Genomic DNA, 15,859 nt, shown 5'->3' with positions numbered 1-15,859 from the left:
CGGCCCAGGATCGAGTCGAACCTCAGCAGGTGCGCCAGCGTGGCGTTGTCGGTGATGTCATTGACCGCCACCACCTCCACGTCGGCGCCGCCCTGCTGCTGCTGGGCCAGCAACGCCCGATAAAAGTTGCGTCCGATTCGACCGAAACCATTGATGCCAACTCGGACCGTCACTTGTCTCTCCCTGTCTTCGTAAACTCTGTGAGTTCGCTGATGAACGCTCCTCGCCAGCCTAGATCAGTGGCACGGGCCGCCGCCCGCCTGGTCAGCAGTGCCGCGGCCGGCACCGGCGTTGCGGCGGCCGCGGTCACCGGAGCGTGTCTGGTGTGTATCGGTTCGATAAGCCGCGGAATCGTCGCGTGTCCAATAGCAACGACGGGCCCTACATTCGACACGACTGCGGTACGGCTATGCGGTTCTGCTGACCATTGATCGCGAAAAACTGAGTGCTTAAGGAGTCGACGACGATGACGGTCTTCGATCGGTTCAACGTCAAAGTGGGCGCCACCATCGCCGGGTTGTGCGGGGCCGCCATAGCGATGAGCCCGGACGCGGCGGCCACGCCGCTGAAAACCGGCGGCTACGCGTGCATGCAGGGCCAGTCGGCCGAGGCCGGGGCGCCGGCGGCCGGTCCGGTAGCGGCCGGCGGGGCGCCCGCGGCGGGCGGACCCGCGGCCGCCGGCGCGGCGGGCGCCGGCGGAGCGACCGCGGCGCCCGTCTGTACGGCCAGCGCGCCGCTCACCGACATGTCCGGTGTTCCCCTGGTCGCGCCCGGGCCCGTTCCCGTGGTGCCGGCGGGCGCTCCGCTGATCGCTCTGGGGCCGCCGATCCCGGCGGGCGCGCCGGTGCCCGTCGGCGCTCCGGTGCCGCTCGGCGCCCCCGTGCCCGTGGGCGCGCCGGTGCCCGTGGGCGCCCCGGTGCCGGTGGTGCCGGTCGGCGCCCCGCTGATCGCGCTGGCCGGCGGCCCGGTGGAGGCCGCGGCGCCGGCGGGTGCCCCGATCATCGACATGGCCGGGACCGGGAAGGGCGAACCGACCGGTCCGGCTCCCGCGGGCGGCCCGGTGCCCGGCCAGCCGACCCCGCCCGGGCCTTCGGCTGCGCGCTGAGCCGATCCCGTCCGCTGAACGGACCCGCCGGGTTGCTCGCGGCGGGTCCGTTTCGTGTGTGCAGCGAAATCATCGCGAAATCATCGCGTGGCGGCGAAACACCGTGCGCCGCAACAGCGTTTGCGGGCGGCGCCCGCTACTCCTCGACGATCACCGGGTCGCCGACGTTGACCCGGTTGAAGTACCACTCGGCGTCCTCGGGGCTCAGGCTGATGCAGCCGTGGCTGACATTCTCCAGGCCCATCGCGTTGAGCGCCCACGGCGCCGAGTGCACGTAGAGTCCCCGGCCGGTGATGCGGACGGCGTAGTCCACCGGGATCCGGTAGCCGTCGGGATCGTCGACGGGGATCCCGACGCTGCTCGAGTCCATGATCACCGTGCGGTCCTTGGACAGGACGCTGTAGGACCCGACGGGCGTCGGGTACTCGGGCCTGCCCATCGAGGCCGGCATCACGCCCTGCTCCCCCCAGTGGGGCCGGTGGTGCGGCGCGGGCAGCGACGTCGGCGGCCCCTCCTCGAGCCCGTCGATGGTCACGGTGAACGTGTGATCCGAGATCTTGGCCACGCCGACGACGGCGGCGCCGGTCTGAAACTCCGAGTGCACGTTGCCCACCGACAGCGCCACGGTGCTGTGCGCCGGCCAGAAGCGGTCGGGTACCCAGCGCACCACGTCGTCGTCAATCCACTCGAACCTGCCGGTCCTCGGCGGCGCCGATTTGACGTCGATGGCGCGCTCGGCCGCGCGCCGATTGGTGACGGGCGCGCGGAACGTCACCACCACGGGGTGCGCCACGCCCACCACGGCGTCCCGCGCCGGCAGCACCGAGGCGACGGCCGAGCCGTACGGCTGGTTCGCCGCCGCAAGGCTCACGTCGGCGGGCTGGGCGACCACGCTGGCACCGATCACGCTCACCGCAAGAACACACCGCACCATCGCACGCATGGGCCCCAGTCCTTTTAACTGACATCTTTGCAATAGGGATGTTAGGGGGCGTGGACTGCGGAAGTGCCAGGGCGCGTTCGCGATTCGGTCAAGTGTCTGTCACGGTTCGGCTACACCGGTTTCATGCGGGTCGCCCCGGTTTCGCGCCGGTTTGGCGGCGCAACCAACGCAGCGCCGACTCGGCGGCGTGGACTGCGAACACAGGTAGACCCCCGCCACGCCGGTGGCGTAGGGGTCGACGGCGACGCGCGGGCGCAGGACCACCTGCAACCCGGCGGTGCCGGTGCTGACGGTGCCGATGACGCGGTCGCGGAACCCGGGCGCGAACCGCTCGATCTGGCCGACGACGGCGTCGGTGGCGACGCCGTTGCGGGCGAGGTGGATGGCGGCGGCCAGGCCGTTGGGCCCGGCCCCGACGACCACCGCCTTGGCCATCGGCGGTCAGCGCGTGGCGCGTTGCGTCGTGACGTGGACGGGGAACTGGTCGCCGGGCTCGGGCCACGGCTGCCGGGTCAGCATGTCCGCGACCTCGACGTAGCCGGTCTCGATGACCCCTGCCTTGGCGTCGAGGATGCGATACGACTGCCGTTGGACATAGATGGGCTGGCTCTCCAGGACGATGACGCGGACGTCGCCGTCGGCGAACTGGCAGCGCCGTTGCACCGCCTCCAGCAGTTGTTCGTTGTGCAGGTGGCCTTCGCCGAAGTTCCATCCGATCAGGGGGCCGGCGACGATTTCGCCCTCGCGCACGCTGTAGTCGGCCTCGTTGGACTCGCCGCCCAACGCCCGCGGCAGCAGGCCGTTGAGCGCCCGGCCGTGCGTGTGCATGGCCCGGAACGCCGAGGTCTTGTCGCTCACGATCTCGGCGGTCTTGGCGTCATAGAGCTTGGCCAGCTGATTGATCACCAGCGCGGAGCTTTTGACGATGTTGGCCTCGATCTTGTCCTCGGCGCCCGCGCGGAAGCACCACACGCTGGTGGCCCAGTTGCCGGCGTAGTAGCGCATCGCGGGTAGGAACGAAATCTTTTGCGGGAACATGTTTCCCGCGATCGGCACCACGGCGAGCGCGACGATCAGGATGGCCAGCAGCAGCGGTGAGGACAGGTCGACGGCATGGATCGTGCCGCAGTGGCCGAACAGGTAGAACAGCGAAAAGATGAAAAACACGTTCCACTCCAACGGCACCCCCATCGGCAGGTTGGAGAGGATGTTGAGGTGGAAGATCACCATGAAGGCGATCAAAGACCAGCGCCACGGTCGCCCGTCCGCGACGAACACCAGAATCCCGGGGACCAAGAATTCGGCCGTGGTGCCCCCGACGTGCGCCATCACCTTGGGCAGCCAGGAGGGTCGCAGGTCGTTGACGTGGTCAAGGTAGAGCAGGTGTTTGAGCGGGTTGAAGAGCTTGCTGCGCAGCAGCGCGTTGTTGCTGGTCATCACCGACACGACGTAGGGAAAGTGGTGGTTGAGCTTGGAAGTCGCTGCGCCCCACCATAATCCGAGCATGATGATCTTGAATGCCGCGATCTGGTCGGTGAACGGGAAGAAGAACACGAGCAGCTTCAGCCAGTAGTGTTCGCCGCGGGCGGCCAAAAAGATGGTCTTGTCCCGCAGGCCCAGCAGGGCCAGGGCGACGATCGTGGGCAGCACCCGCTTGGGGTCGATCAGCGGACCGGGCGCCGACAGCGCCCACACGCCGCCGGCCAAGACGACCGCGTACAGAGCGACATCGACGACGGTGCGGGTGTCGCCGCGGGTGAACGGTACTTTGCCGGGCCATGCCGGCAGCCGAATCGTGTTGGGCCGCAACCAGTACAGGAATCCGCCGATCGGCGGCATGAATCGGCCGGTCAGCGGCCCGGACCCGCAGCCGAAGCCCAGGACCTCGAACAGCAGCGTGAAGACGATGAACTTCTGGTACACGATCGGTTGCGTCCACCAGTCACCGATACGTCCCAGCCCACCCAGGCCGGGGGTCAGCGAGATGATCGCGGCCGGGACGGCGACGTACAGGGCGATCTTGGTCGCGTAGAGCAGATACACCGCGTACGGCGTCCCGAAGCCGTGTTCGGCCCAGTGCCGGGTGACGATCTGCAGTCGCGTCGCCCGCGGCAGCTGCTGCCACGCGTCGGGGTCGACGTCCGGAAGCTCCGGTGACATGAATCCCATGGGTGGCCTCATTCGCGTCGGAGGTGAAACCAGTGGCCGATACCAATGTATCGGCCACACCGCATGGGTTTCGTCCAGACGGAGAAAAACGCTGCGCGGCAGGCGATTGCGTCGACCCGGGGCGGCCTAGCGGACCGCCGGGCGAGCCCTGCGCGACAGGCGCGCAGCCCCGCCTTGCGCCCGGGACGGGAAGCGGCCGCGCAGCTTTTCGATCATGCCGTCCAGGGCCTCGCGGTCCTTCTCCTCGAGGCGGGCCATCCGCCGCAGGCTAGCGGCGCGCTCGGTGTCCCCGGCGGCCTCCGCGGCCGCGATCGCCTTGCGGTATTCGGCGACGCGGTGCTCCACATGGCGGCGGTTCTGCGCCAGCACCCGCAGAAAGTAGCCGGCCTGCAGCTGATCGGCTGTCTCGGCGGCCGCGGCGGAGAGCTCCGCCTCACCGGCGGGACGGTGCACAGTCATCGAAGCCATGGCCCCTCCTTGACGTACGTTGGCCGGCCCGGGCCGGACGGCGCTGCTGTGAGGCTTGCGCCCGCGTCGATCGCGGGCGCTGTTCGACCTGTGCCCGGCGACCGAGCGGGCATCGCGCTCGTCGGACACACCGGCGACGTCCATCTCGTCTCTCTCGGCTGACAGCGGGTGCTTGGCAGGGGGTAACGATAGCCCCCGGGACGGGCCGGCGCCATAGGCGCCGGCGGGTACCCCGCAGTGCCGGGCGGGCAACCCAAACGCCCCGGCCCCGCTAGCTACCATCGAGTGACTCACGGGGCAATGCCGCCCCCGGGGCCGTTGAGGGAGGAACGTGACCGACAGCGACGCCGCAGACGCGGGCGACATCGAGAAATTCGACCCCGGCCTCACCCAACGCATGGTGGCGGTGCTGCGCCCCTTCGTGAAAACGTACTTTCGCGCCGAGGTGCACGGCCTGGAGTCCTTCCCGCCGGCGGGCGGCGCGCTGGTGGTCGGCAACCATTCCGGCGGCATGTTCCCGATGGACGTCCCGATCTTCACCGTGCACTTCTACGAGCGGTTTGGCTACGACCGGCCGGTCTACACCCTCAGCCACGACATCCTGATGGCCGGCCCCACGGGGTCGTTCTTCCGGCGCACCGGCTACATCCGGGCCAGCCGGGAAAACGCCGCGGGGGCCCTGCGGTCCGGCGGCGTGGTGATAGTCTTCCCCGGCGGCGACTACGACGCGTACCGGCCCACGTTGTGGGAAAACGTCATCGACTTCAACGGCCGCAAGGGATACGTCCGCACGGCGGTCGAGTCCGGCGTGCCCATCGTTCCCGCGGTGTCCATCGGCGGGCAGGAGACCCAGCTGTACCTGTCGCGCGGCACCTGGCTGGCCGAGCGGCTGGGGCTAAAAAGGCTGCTGCGCAGCGAGATTCTGCCGCTGTCGATCGGCTTCCCGTTCGGGCTCAGCGCGGTGATACCGCCGAACCTGCCGCTGCCGACCAAGATCGTGACGCAGGTGCTGGACCCGATCGACGTCGAAGCCGAGTTCGGCGCCGACCCGGATTTCGACGAGGTCGACGAGCACGTGCGGTCGGTGATGCAGGCCGCGCTCACCGAGCTCGCCGGCAAGCGCCGCTTCCCGATCCTGGGCTGAGCCATGGCATCTCGGATCGATCAGGCCCTCGGGATCGTCAGGACGCTGAGCCGCGCGCGGATGATCGCGCCGATGCGGCCCGACCGCTACGTCAGGATCGCCGCCGCCATGCGCCGCGAAGGGCTGGGCATCACGTCCGGTTTCGCCAGCGCGGCACAGCGCTGCCCCCACCGTCCCGCCCTGATCGACGAGCGGGGCACGCTGACCTGGCGGCAGCTCGACGAGCGGATCAACGCGCTGGCCGCGGCCTTCCAAAAGCTTGCGTCGGGTCAACCCAAGGTCGTCGGGATCATGTGCCGCAATCACCGCGGCTTCGTCGAGGCCTTGGTGGCCGCCAACCGCATCGGCTCCGACATCGTGCTGCTCAACACGTCGTTCGCCGGCCCGGCGCTGGCCGAGGTCGTCAACCGCGAGGGCGTGGCCGCCGTCGTCTACGACGAGGAGTTCACCGAGGCGGTGGACCGCGCGCTCGCCGACAAGCCGGACGCCACCCGCATCGTGGCGTGGACCGACGGGCGGCACGAGCTGACGGTCGAGAGGCTGATAGCCGGCCACGCCGGGCAACGGCCCCACCGCACCGGCCGCAGGGGCCGGATGATCCTGCTCACCTCCGGCACCACCGGAAGTCCCAAGGGCGCCAATCAAACTGGCGGCAACGCCGGGATCGGCACGCTCAAGGCGATTCTGGACCGCACGCCGTGGCGCGCCGAGGAGACCATCGTGATCGTGGCGCCGATGTTCCACGCGTGGGGCTTCTCCCAGCTGGTGTTCGCCGCCTCGATGGCCTGCACGGTGGTCACCCGCCGCAAGTTCGACCCCGAGGCGACGCTGGCGCTGATCGACCGCCACCAAGCGACGGGGCTGGCGGTGGTGCCGGTGATGTTCGACCGCATCATGGAGCTGCCGGAAAAGGTGCGAAATCGGTACAGCTGCAAGTCGTTACGCTTCGCCGCGGCATCCGGCTCGCGGATGCGGCCCGACGTCGTCATCGCGTTCATGGACCAGTTCGGCGACGTGATCTACAACAACTACAACGCCACCGAGGCCGGCATGATCGCCACCGCGACCCCGCAGGACCTGCGCGCGGCGCCCGACACCGCCGGCCGGCCCGCGGGCGGGACCGAAATCCGGATCCTGGATTCCGAATTCAACGAATTGCCCGCCGGTGAGGTCGGCACCATCTACGTCCGCAACGACACCCAGTTCGAGGGCTACACCTCAGGCGCCACAAAGGAGTTCCACGCCGGCTTCATGTCGTCGGGCGACGTCGGTTACCTCGACGAGGCCGGGCGGCTGTTCGTCATCGGCCGCGACGACGAGATGATCGTCTCCGGCGGCGAGAACGTCTACCCCATCGAGGTGGAAAAGACGCTGGCGGCGCACCCCGACGTGGCCGAGGCCGCCGTCATCGGCGTCGACGACGAGCAGTACGGCCAGCGGCTGGCGGCCTTCGTGGTGTTGGCACCGGGCGCTCGCCTCGATAAAGGGGCCGCCCCCGACACCCTCAAGCGGCACGTGCGGGAGAACCTCGCCAACTACAAGGTGCCCCGCGAGATCACCGTCCTCGACGATCTCCCCCGCGGCAACACCGGCAAGATCCTGCGCGCCGAACTGCATGCCCGGGTAGGCGGCTGATGCGGCTCGCACGGACGATCCGAAAGCCCCGCCCGCTGCTGCGCGCCGCGGTCGAATTGGCCAACGCCGCCAACGGGTTACGCCCACTGGCCCGCAAGGGCTACACCACCGTCCTGGTGTTCTGGTTCGGCTGGCCGACGTCGGAGGTGCCCGGCCTGTATTTCTCCGCCTCGCTGCTGGACGCGGTGCGGCGGGGGCGCCGCGGCGACTTCGCCGGGCGGCGCGGGAAGGCGGCCCTGGCGCTGACGGCCGCGTCGTGGGCGATCCTGGGGGTGATCCGCTACCGCGGCGTCACCACGCCCGGCCCGGTGCTGGAGGCCGGGCTGCGCGACCAGCTCGGCGACGACTACGCCGAGGCGCTGCGAGACCTGCCGCACACCAGGCCCACCCGCAGCGGGCGGCGCAACCTGCCGCTGGGCAACACGGTGGCGCGCCGGCGTTACGTCGAGAAGACCAACGTCGTGTCCTACGGCCCGCACGGGCGGGCCAACCTCGCCGACATCTGGCGCCGCCGCGACCTGCCGCGCGACGGCAAGGCGCCGGTGTTGCTGCAGGTGCCCGGCGGGGCCTGGGTGATCGGCATGCGCCGCCCGCAGGCCTATCCGCTGATGAGCCACCTGGCCGCGCGCGGCTGGGTGTGCGTGTCCATCGGCTACCGGGTCTCCCCCGTGCACACCTGGCCGGACCACATCGTCGACGTCAAGCGGGCGCTGGCCTGGGTCAAGGAGAACATCGCCCGCTACGGCGGGGATCCCGATTTCGTCGCGATCACCGGCGGGTCGGCCGGCGGCCACCTCTGCGCGCTGGCGGCGCTGACCCAAAACGACCCGCAGTACCAGCCCGGCTTCGAAGACGCCGACACGTCGGTGGCCGCCGCGGTTCCGGTCTACGGCCGCTACGACTGGTTCTCCACGGAGGGCGAGGGCCGCCCCGAGTTCGTGTGGCTGCTGGAAAAGTTTGTGGTGAAGCGGGAAATCGCCCGGCGCCGCGACATTTTCGTCGACGCGTCGCCGATCCGGCGGCTGCGGGCCGACGCGCCACCGTTTTTCGTCCTGCACGGCCGCGACGATTCGCTCATCCCGGTCGGGGAGGCCCAGGAGTTCGTCGAAGAATTGCGGGCGGTGTCGAAGTCCCCGGTCGCCTACGCCGAATTGCCGCACGCCCAACACGCTTTCGACATCTTCAGTTCGCCGCGGGCGCACCGGTCCGCCGAAGCCGTGGCGCGGTTCCTGTCGTGGGTGTACGTGACGAACCCGCCGGACGGAGGCTAGGGGCGTCCCCGTAATCCCTTGCGTCACTTTTGTTTCTGTGAATCCTTGGCGGCGGTTTTGTCGGTGGGGGTGGCTAGGTTGGGGTCATGGCTGGCAAGGGTGTGGATCGTGAGGCGTTGTCGATCGCCTTGGACATCCTGGACGCCAGCTTTGATGCGGTGGCCGAATTCGATTGCGAAGCATTGACGACCCCTGAGCAGCTGGTTTTGCTGGAGCGTGTTGAACGGCTGCGCCGGCGCCTGCCGGCCCTCGAGCATCCGGTGATCAATGCGCCGGCCCGCCAACCCCGCACCAACACCTACCAACACCCCAAAAAACTCCTCCACCACAAAGAAGACGACGACCCGTAGCGACCCGGACTACTGCGCCAGCGCCGCGGCCTTCTCGAGTTCGGTCAGCGCCGGTTCCATCGCGTCGGCCAACTCGTCGATGTCGTTGGCCACCTCGGGCGTGGTGACCAAGCCGAAGTCCAGGTAGTCGGTGTAGGAGAAGCAGGTGATGTTCAGCGCGACGTCCATCACGGGCGGACCGAGCGGCACCAGCGAATCCAGCTTGGCGCCCGCCATGTAAAGCGGGAACTGCGGGCCGGGCACGTTGGACACGACGAGGTTGATGGGCGCCAGGTTTCGCGACAACCCGCTGGCGGTGTAGGCGCGCGCGGCCAGCTGCAGCAGCCCGGGCGGCGTGGTCTCGGTCAGCCCCATGATCTGGTGCGCCGACAGCGCCTTGGCCATCAGCTTGGCGCTTTGCGTGCTTTCGTGGATGGCCAGCAGCCGCTCGGCCGCGCCCTCGACGTCGGTGGCCAAAGAGACGGTCATCGAGCTGACCTTGTTGCCGACGTGGCTCTTGTCGTCGTCGGTGCGGGTGGACACCGGGATCTGCGCGATGAGCGGTTTGGTGGGCAGCTCGCCCCGCTTCTGCAGGTACTCGCGGGCGGCGCCGGCCACCACCGCCAGCACGACGTCGTTGAGCTTGACGCCGTACGCGTCCTTGACGGCCTTGGCCCGGGCCAGCTCGACGCGGCAGCCGGTGACCCGCCGGTGCGGCGACACCGGCGCGTTGAACCGGGTCTTGGGCGCCTCGAAATATCCCGGCGGCTTGCTGCTGACGCTCAGCGTGGCGATCTGCTGGCGGATGGTCTGCTCGACCAGGCGGGCGATGCGGAAGGGCGTCTTGATCCCCAGGTTGATCAGCGCGCCCACCGCGCGCCGCTCGAGGCCCGGCAACTGGAACCCGACCAGCGACCCGACCGTTTCCCGTTGCGGCGCACGGGGTTCCGGCGTGACGTCCAGGAGGATTTCGCCCAGCCCGGCGCCCGACACCCCATCGACGATGGCGTGGTGCATCTTGGTCAGGGTCGCGATCCGGGCGCCCTCGACCCCCTCGATCACCCACATCTCCCACAGCGGCCGCGAGCGGTCCAGCTTGTAGGACATCAGCCGGCCCACCAGCTCCTCGAGCTCGTGGCGACCGCCGGGTGCGGGCACGCCGATGCGACGGATGTGGAAGTCGACGTCGAGCTCGGAGTCCTCGACGAACCACGGCCGGTCCAGCCCCAGCGGCGCGCCGGTGACCCGCCACCGCAACTGCGGCATCTCCGGCAGCCGCTCGATGAGCAGTTCGCGCAGGCGCTGGAAGCTGTATTCGGGCGCGTCGCTGGGATCGCAGATCGCCAGCGCCCCGACGTGCATGTGCCAGCCCGCGGTTTCGGCCGACCAGAACGCCGCGTCAACGCTCGAAAGCCGCTTCATCTCCGAAACGTTAGCCCGCGATCAGGCATCCTCCAATAGGTCGGGCGTGACCGCCGATTCGGTGTCGGGGATGCCGTCGACCTTGGCCTTGCGGTCGGCCATGGACAGCAGGCGCCGAATGCGCCCGGCCACAGCGTCTTTCGTCATCGGTGGATCCGCGAGGCGGCCGAGCTCCTCGAGGGAGGCCTGCCGGTGCTCGACGCGCAGCTTGCCCGCCGAGGCCAGGTGCTCGGGGACCGCGTCGCCGAGTATCTCCAGCGCGCGCTCCACCCGGGCGGCGGCCGCGACCGCGGCCCGCGCCGAGCGGCGCAGATTGGCGTCGTCGAAGTTTGCCAGCCGGTTGGCCGTCGCGCGCACCTCGCGGCGCATCCGGCGTTCCTCCCACACCAGCCGGGTGTCCTGGGCGCCCATCCGGGTCAGCAGCGCGCCGATCGCCTCGCCGTCGCGCACCACCACCCGGTCGGCGCCGCGCACCTCGCGGGCCTTGGCGCTGACCCCGAGCCGGCGCGCGGCCCCCACCAACGCCAGCGCCGCCTCCGGGCCGGGGCAGCTGACCTCCAGCGCCGACGAACGCCCCGGCTCGGTCAGCGACCCGTGCGCCAAAAACGCGCCGCGCCACGCCGCCTCCGCGTCGGCGATGCTGCCGCCGACCACCTGGGCCGGCAGCCCGCGCACCGGACGCCCGCGCATGTCGAGCAGGCCGGTCTGGCGGGCCAGCGCCTCGCCGTCGTTGGCGACCCGCAGCACGTAGCGGGTGCTCTTGCGAATCCCGCTGGCCGACAACACATGCACGACGGCGTTGTAGCCGTAGAGCTCGAAGATGTCCTTGCGCAGCCGCCGGGCGATGTTGCCCAGGTCCACCTCGGCCTCGACGACGACCCGGCCGCCCACGATGTGCAACCCGCCGGCGAACCGCAGCAGGGACGTGACCTCGGCGCGACGCGCGCTGACCGACGTCACCACCAGGCGGCTCAGCTCGTCCTTGACTTCGGTCGTCATCGCCACGCGTCGTCACCCCTCGGTCCCCTGGCAGCCGGCCGGTTCGCGCCGGCCTCCGGACTTTCACCGTCGACCCGAATCTCGGTGGTGGCCTTGGTCGAAGGGGTGTCGGGGTCCGGCGAGCCACCGCCGTGTCCCCGTCGGACCCCGTCGAGCGCCGCCGCAAGCTTGCCCGGGTCATGTAAAGGTGTACCAGGTCGGGCCACGTCGGCGAAGTGGACCTCGGCTTCCAGCAGCGTCGCGGTGCGGCGCAGTTGCTCGCGTTCGCGCTCGCTGGGCACCCGGTCGGCGTCGATGATGATGTCGTGCACGGTGAACCCCGGCGCGTGCTGGGCCAGCACGTGCAGGTGGCGCTCCACGGAAAACCCGGCCGTCTCCCCCGGCTCGGCGACCAGGTTGAGCACCAGCGCCCGCCGCGCGGTGGTGGCCCGCAGCGCCGCCGCCAGGCCGGGCACCAGCACGTGCGGGATGACGCTGGTGAACCACGAGCCCGGGCCCAGCACCACCAGGTCGGCGGCCATGATGGCGTCGACGGCCTGGCGGGTCGCGGGCGGGTTGTCCGGCAGCAGCCGCACCCGGCGGACCTTGCCGGGCGTGGTCGCGATGGCCACCTGGCCGCGCAGCAGGCGGAAGATCCGCGGGTCGGCCTCGAGCCCCGACACGTCGGCCTCGATCTGCAGCGCAATCGGGCACATCGGCAGCACCCGGCCCTTGACGCCGAGGATGCGTCCCAGCTCGTCGAGGGCGGCCACCGGGTCGGCGAGCACCTCGTTGAGGCCGGCCAGCAGCAGGTTGCCGATCGGGTGGCCGGCCAGGGCGCCGGTGCCGCCGAATCGGTGCTGCAGGATGGTCGCCCACAACCGACCGTACGGGCTGTCGGATGCCAACGCCGCCAACGCCATTCGCAGGTCGCCCGGCGGGACCACGTCCAGTTCGCTGCGCAGCCGGCCCGACGAGCCGCCGTCGTCGGCGACGGTGACCACCGCGGTGACGTGGGGCGTCAGCCGGCGCGCCGCCGACAGCGTCGCGTACAAGCCGTGCCCGCCCCCCAGCGCGACGATGCCTTGGTTTGTGGGCCGGGTCATTCGCGACCCAGATCCCGGTGCAGCACCCGGACCGCCAGCTGCGGGTTGTCGCCCAGCAGCTGCATCAACGCCTCGGCGATCGCCACGCTGCGATGCTTGCCGCCGGTGCAGCCGATGGCCACGGTCATGTAGCGCTTGCCCTCCCGGCGGTAGCCGTCGACGACCAGGTTTAGCAATCGATGGTAAGCGTCGAGGAACTCCGCCGCGCCGGGCTGGCCCAACACGTAGTCGTGCACCGCCGGATGCTGCCCGGTCAGCGGGCGCAGGTCGTCGACCCAGTGCGGGTTGGGCAGGAACCGCACGTCCATCACCATGTCGGCGTCCATCGGCAGGCCGTACTTGAAGCCGAAGGACTCGAGGGTGACGCTGGTGGACGCGCCGATCTCGCCGCCGAAGGCGCGCTCGATGCTTTCCCGCAGCGCCCGCACCGACAGCGTCGAGGTGTCGATGATCAGGTCGGCGGTGGCGCGGACCGGGGCCAGCATCCTGCGTTCGGCGGCGATGCCCTCGGCCAGCGTCTGGGTGCCCTGCAGCGGGTGGCTGCGGCGGTTCTGTTCGTAGCGGCGCACCAGCATGTCGTCGGAGGCCTCCATGAACACCACCCGCGGGGTGATGTTGCGGGTGGCCAGCTCGTTGCGCACCTCGTCCAGGTCGCCGGTGAAGCCGCGGGACCGCACGTCCATCACCACCGCCAGCTGGGTGATCCGCGACCCGGCGGCCAGCCCGAAATCGACCATCCGGGTGATCAGCTGGGGCGGCAGGTTGTCGGCGACGTACCAGCCGAGGTCCTCGAGCACCTTGGCCGCCGTGCCCCGCCCCGCGCCCGAAAGGCCCGTCACCAGAACGACGTCGATGCCCGCCGCGTCGTCGGGCGCGTGGTTGTCGGTGAACTCGCCCTGGCTCGTCATTCCGGCGCCCCGGGTGGTTCGGGGCGCAGCGCCTCGAGGACGGCCGTGGCGGTGGCCACGCCGATGCCGGGAACGGCGGTGATCTGGTCGACGGTGGCCTCCTTGAGCCGGGCTATCGATCCGAAATGGGTCACCAGCGCCTTGCGGCGGTGTTCTCCCAATCCTGGCACCGAATCCAGCGCGGAGGCGGTCATCCGCTTCGAACGCTTGCTGCGATGGTAGGCGATGGCGAAGCGGTGCGCCTCGTCGCGAACCCGCTGCAGCAAATACAGGCCCTCGCTGTTGCGCGGCATGATGATCGGGTCCGGCTCCGACGGCACCCAGATCTCTTCCAGCCGCTTGGCCAGGCCGATCACCGCGACGTCGGTGATGCCGAGTTCTTCGAGCACGGCGCTGGCCGCGTTGACTTGCGGCGCGCCGCCGTCGACGACGTAGAGGTTGGGCGGGTAGGCGAACCGGCGGGACTTTCCTTCGGGAGAAAGCAATTTCGGGTCGTTCTGCTCACTCAGGTGTCGCGCGAACCGGCGCCGCGTCACCTCGGCGATGGAGGCGACGTCGTCCGAGCGTCCCTGCCCGGCGGCCTCCCGGATGCCGAAGTGCCGGTAGTCGGACTTGCGCGGCAGCCCGTCCTCGAACACCACCAGCGAGCCCACCACGTCGGTGCCCTGCACGTGGCTGATGTCGACGCACTCGATGCGCAGCGGCGCGTCGGGCAGCCCCAGGGCCTCCTGAATGTTCTGCAGCGCAGCCGATCTGGCGTTGAAATCGCCGGCACGCTTCAGCTTGTGTTGCGCCAGCGCCTCTTTCGCGTTGCGCTGCACGGTTTCGGCCAGGGCCTTCTTGTCGCCGCGGCGCGGCACCCGCAGCGTGACCCGCGAACCGCGCAGCCCGGACAGCCAGCTGGTCAGCTCGTCGGAGTTGGAAGGCAGGCACGGCACCAGCACCTCGCGCGGCACCGGGTTGGCGGCTTCGTCGGCCGCGCCTCCCAATTCGGCCTGCTCGCCGTAGAACTGGGTCAGGAACTGTTCGACCAGCCGCTCCTCGCCGGATTCGCCCGGGTCCCCGGACTTTTCGACGATCCAGCCGCGCTGGCCGCGGACCCGGCCGCCGCGCACGTGGAACACCTGAACCGCCGCTTCCAGTTCGTCGTCGGCGAACGCGACCACGTCGGCGTCGGTCCCGTCGCCGAGCACGACCGCCTGCTTTTCCATCGCCCGCTTCAGCGCGCCGAGGTCGTCGCGCAGCCGGGCGGCCCGTTCGAAGTCCAGCTCCTCGGCCGCGGCGCTCATCTGCTGTTCGAGCTCGCGGGCGAACCGGTCGGTCTTGCCCGACAGGAAGTCGCAGAAGTCGTCGACGATCTGGCGATGCTGTTCGGCGCTGACCCGGCCGACGCAAGGCGCCGAGCATTTGTCGATGTAGCCCAGAAGGCAAGGCCGGTCGATCTGCTTGTGCCGCTTGAACACTCCGGCAGAACAGGTCCGCGCGGGAAACACCCGGGTCAGCAGGTCCAGCGTTTCGCGGATGGCCCACGCGTGCGAGTACGGCCCGAAATAGCGCACCCCCTTGCGCCGCGGCCCGCGGTAAACCATCAGCCGCGGGAACTCCTCGCCCAGCGTGACGGCCAGCACCGGGTACGACTTGTCGTCGCGGTAGCGGACGTTGAAGCGCGGATCGAACTCCTTGATCCAGTTGTATTCGAGCTGCAGCGCCTCGACTTCGGTGTTGACCACCGTCCACTCGACCTTGGCCGCGGTGGTCACCATCTGCCGCGTTCGGGGGTGCAGGCTCGCCACGTCGGCGAAGTACGACGTCAGCCTGCTGCGCAGGCTCTTGGCCTTGCCGACGTAGATGACTCGCCCGTGGGTGTCCCGGAACCGGTAGACGCCCGGCTCGACCGGAATGGACCCGGGAGCGGGGCGATACGTGGCGGGATCAGGCACATACCCAGGCTAATAGTCGACGGCGACGCGGCTGCTGCTCGGGCGAGGGTGCCGCCGCGTATTCATTCGCCGTAATCGGTACCGGCCGGTCGATCGGGTGTCATCATTTGTCACATGGCGCACACCAAGCCACGTCGTTTCGATCCGGGGCGCCGGCATATCGAAGACGGGAGTTCGACGAGGTCGCCGTTGCCCGACTGCGCCGCAGCGACCGCGTGTTCAGCGTTGATGGGTGAACGTGCCGCTTAAACGTGTCGACCAACTGCAGCCCGGGGACAGGATCCGGATGAAGATTGGGCACGCCACCGTCGTCGGGGTCGAGCCTCTCCCCCACGACCAGACCCTGCTCACCTTCGCCTACGGCACGAAGAGCGCCGCCGACAACGACCTCACCGTGGACGTGCTGGACGAGGACGACTGGGGGTGGTGAGCCCCGACAAA

General features: G+C 69.8%; 15 protein-coding genes and 2 pseudogenes. 6 read left to right on the top strand and 11 right to left on the bottom strand.

Features of this window, described 5'->3' with window-relative positions; translation table 11 throughout:
* A partial coding sequence (locus tag AWC19_RS09950; protein WP_245848882.1) for a glyceraldehyde 3-phosphate dehydrogenase NAD-binding domain-containing protein occupies window positions 1-173 on the bottom strand: 173 nt, incomplete at its 3' end.
* A gap of 293 nt (window positions 174-466) precedes the next feature.
* Here AWC19_RS09950 and AWC19_RS09945 point away from each other — a divergent pair.
* A complete protein-coding gene (locus AWC19_RS09945) occupies window positions 467-1,105 on the top strand; it encodes a beta-xylosidase (protein ID WP_085077888.1) in 639 nt (212 codons plus the stop codon).
* A 136-nt stretch (window positions 1,106-1,241) separates the two neighbouring features.
* On the opposite strand, the gene AWC19_RS09940 is transcribed toward AWC19_RS09945, so the two are convergent.
* From AWC19_RS09940 to AWC19_RS09925, 5 genes and pseudogenes are all read right to left on the bottom strand, one after another.
* On the bottom strand, window positions 1,242-2,048 hold the full coding sequence (locus AWC19_RS09940; RefSeq protein ID WP_085077887.1) for a L,D-transpeptidase: 807 nt from the start codon (window positions 2,046-2,048) through the stop codon (window positions 1,242-1,244).
* Window positions 2,049-2,228: 180 nt separating this feature from the next.
* A pseudogene (locus AWC19_RS09935) lies at window positions 2,229-2,414 on the bottom strand (FAD-dependent oxidoreductase); the annotation flags it as partial.
* A pseudogene (locus tag AWC19_RS31580) lies at window positions 2,409-2,483 on the bottom strand (hypothetical protein); the annotation flags it as partial. The pseudogenes AWC19_RS31580 and AWC19_RS09935, both read right to left, overlap by 6 nt.
* A gap of 6 nt (window positions 2,484-2,489) precedes the next feature.
* Window positions 2,490-4,217 carry a DUF3556 domain-containing protein gene (locus tag AWC19_RS09930; RefSeq protein WP_085077886.1) on the bottom strand — a complete coding sequence of 576 codons (1,728 nt, stop codon included), beginning with the start codon at window positions 4,215-4,217 and terminating at the stop codon, window positions 2,490-2,492.
* 126 nt (window positions 4,218-4,343) lie between these two features.
* The gene (locus tag AWC19_RS09925) at window positions 4,344-4,685 is read right to left on the bottom strand and encodes a hypothetical protein (RefSeq protein WP_245848880.1); all 342 of its coding nucleotides are present in this window, start codon (window positions 4,683-4,685) and stop codon (window positions 4,344-4,346) included.
* A 331-nt stretch (window positions 4,686-5,016) separates the two neighbouring features.
* Here AWC19_RS09925 and AWC19_RS09920 point away from each other — a divergent pair, with 331 nt between their 5' ends.
* From AWC19_RS09920 to AWC19_RS09905, 4 genes are all read left to right on the top strand, one after another.
* On the top strand, window positions 5,017-5,829 hold the full coding sequence (locus AWC19_RS09920; protein WP_085077884.1) for a lysophospholipid acyltransferase family protein: 813 nt from the start codon (window positions 5,017-5,019) through the stop codon (window positions 5,827-5,829).
* A 3-nt stretch (window positions 5,830-5,832) separates the two neighbouring features.
* Entirely contained in the window at window positions 5,833-7,464 is a 1,632-nt protein-coding gene (fadD12, locus tag AWC19_RS09915) for an acyl-CoA ligase FadD12 (protein WP_085077883.1), read from the top strand.
* Complete coding sequence (locus AWC19_RS09910; protein WP_085077882.1) at window positions 7,464-8,735, top strand: alpha/beta hydrolase; 1,272 nt, start codon at window positions 7,464-7,466, stop codon at window positions 8,733-8,735. The genes fadD12 and AWC19_RS09910 overlap by 1 nt, the downstream gene beginning before the upstream one ends.
* An 86-nt stretch (window positions 8,736-8,821) precedes the next feature.
* Complete coding sequence (locus tag AWC19_RS09905; RefSeq protein ID WP_085077881.1) at window positions 8,822-9,085, top strand: hypothetical protein; 264 nt, start codon at window positions 8,822-8,824, stop codon at window positions 9,083-9,085.
* A gap of 9 nt (window positions 9,086-9,094) precedes the next feature.
* Here the strand turns inward: AWC19_RS09905 and AWC19_RS09900 are convergent, their stop codons facing one another.
* The 5 genes from AWC19_RS09900 to uvrC are packed head-to-tail and all read right to left on the bottom strand — an operon-like array spanning window position 9,095 to window position 15,418.
* The gene (locus AWC19_RS09900) at window positions 9,095-10,486 is read right to left on the bottom strand and encodes a WS/DGAT/MGAT family O-acyltransferase (protein WP_085077880.1); all 1,392 of its coding nucleotides are present in this window, start codon (window positions 10,484-10,486) and stop codon (window positions 9,095-9,097) included.
* Between the two features lie 21 nt (window positions 10,487-10,507).
* On the bottom strand, window positions 10,508-11,485 hold the full coding sequence (whiA, locus tag AWC19_RS09895) for a DNA-binding protein WhiA (protein ID WP_085077893.1): 978 nt from the start codon (window positions 11,483-11,485) through the stop codon (window positions 10,508-10,510).
* Window positions 11,482-12,570: a uridine diphosphate-N-acetylglucosamine-binding protein YvcK gene (yvcK, locus tag AWC19_RS09890; RefSeq protein ID WP_085077879.1), complete on the bottom strand. Its 1,089-nt coding sequence runs from the start codon at window positions 12,568-12,570 to the stop codon at window positions 11,482-11,484. Before yvcK ends, whiA begins: the two co-directional genes overlap by 4 nt.
* A complete protein-coding gene (rapZ, locus tag AWC19_RS09885) occupies window positions 12,567-13,478 on the bottom strand; it encodes an RNase adapter RapZ (RefSeq protein ID WP_085077878.1) in 912 nt (303 codons plus the stop codon). Before rapZ ends, yvcK begins: the two co-directional genes overlap by 4 nt.
* The gene (gene uvrC / locus AWC19_RS09880; protein WP_085077877.1) at window positions 13,475-15,418 is read right to left on the bottom strand and encodes an excinuclease ABC subunit UvrC; all 1,944 of its coding nucleotides are present in this window, start codon (window positions 15,416-15,418) and stop codon (window positions 13,475-13,477) included. The genes rapZ and uvrC overlap by 4 nt, the downstream gene beginning before the upstream one ends.
* Before the next feature lie 232 nt (window positions 15,419-15,650).
* Between uvrC and AWC19_RS09875 the strand changes: the two genes are divergently transcribed.
* On the top strand, window positions 15,651-15,848 hold the full coding sequence (locus tag AWC19_RS09875; protein ID WP_085077876.1) for a hypothetical protein: 198 nt from the start codon (window positions 15,651-15,653) through the stop codon (window positions 15,846-15,848).
* Window positions 15,849-15,859 lie beyond the last annotated feature (11 nt).

It is taken from the genome of Mycobacterium palustre (genome assembly GCF_002101785.1).
GTDB lineage: Bacteria > Actinomycetota > Actinomycetes > Mycobacteriales > Mycobacteriaceae > Mycobacterium > Mycobacterium palustre.
This window is presented reverse-complemented; position numbering and strand designations above follow the sequence as displayed.

Excerpts from the sequence above, each read along its gene's own strand:
- AWC19_RS09945 (WP_085077888.1), top strand. The coding sequence starts at position 467 with ATGACGGTCTTCGATCGGTTCAACGTCAAAGTGGGCGCCACCATCGCC.
- AWC19_RS09940 (WP_085077887.1), bottom strand. The coding sequence starts at position 2,048 with ATGCGTGCGATGGTGCGGTGTGTTCTTGCGGTGAGCGTGATCGGTGCC.
- AWC19_RS09930 (WP_085077886.1), bottom strand. The coding sequence starts at position 4,217 with ATGGGATTCATGTCACCGGAGCTTCCGGACGTCGACCCCGACGCGTGG.
- AWC19_RS09925 (WP_245848880.1), bottom strand. The coding sequence starts at position 4,685 with ATGGCTTCGATGACTGTGCACCGTCCCGCCGGTGAGGCGGAGCTCTCC.
- fadD12 (WP_085077883.1), top strand. The coding sequence starts at position 5,833 with ATGGCATCTCGGATCGATCAGGCCCTCGGGATCGTCAGGACGCTGAGC.
- AWC19_RS09910 (WP_085077882.1), top strand. The coding sequence starts at position 7,464 with ATGCGGCTCGCACGGACGATCCGAAAGCCCCGCCCGCTGCTGCGCGCC.
- AWC19_RS09905 (WP_085077881.1), top strand. The coding sequence starts at position 8,822 with ATGGCTGGCAAGGGTGTGGATCGTGAGGCGTTGTCGATCGCCTTGGAC.
- AWC19_RS09900 (WP_085077880.1), bottom strand. The coding sequence starts at position 10,486 with ATGAAGCGGCTTTCGAGCGTTGACGCGGCGTTCTGGTCGGCCGAAACC.
- whiA (WP_085077893.1), bottom strand. The coding sequence starts at position 11,485 with ATGACGACCGAAGTCAAGGACGAGCTGAGCCGCCTGGTGGTGACGTCG.
- yvcK (WP_085077879.1), bottom strand. The coding sequence starts at position 12,570 with ATGACCCGGCCCACAAACCAAGGCATCGTCGCGCTGGGGGGCGGGCAC.
- rapZ (WP_085077878.1), bottom strand. The coding sequence starts at position 13,478 with ATGACGAGCCAGGGCGAGTTCACCGACAACCACGCGCCCGACGACGCG.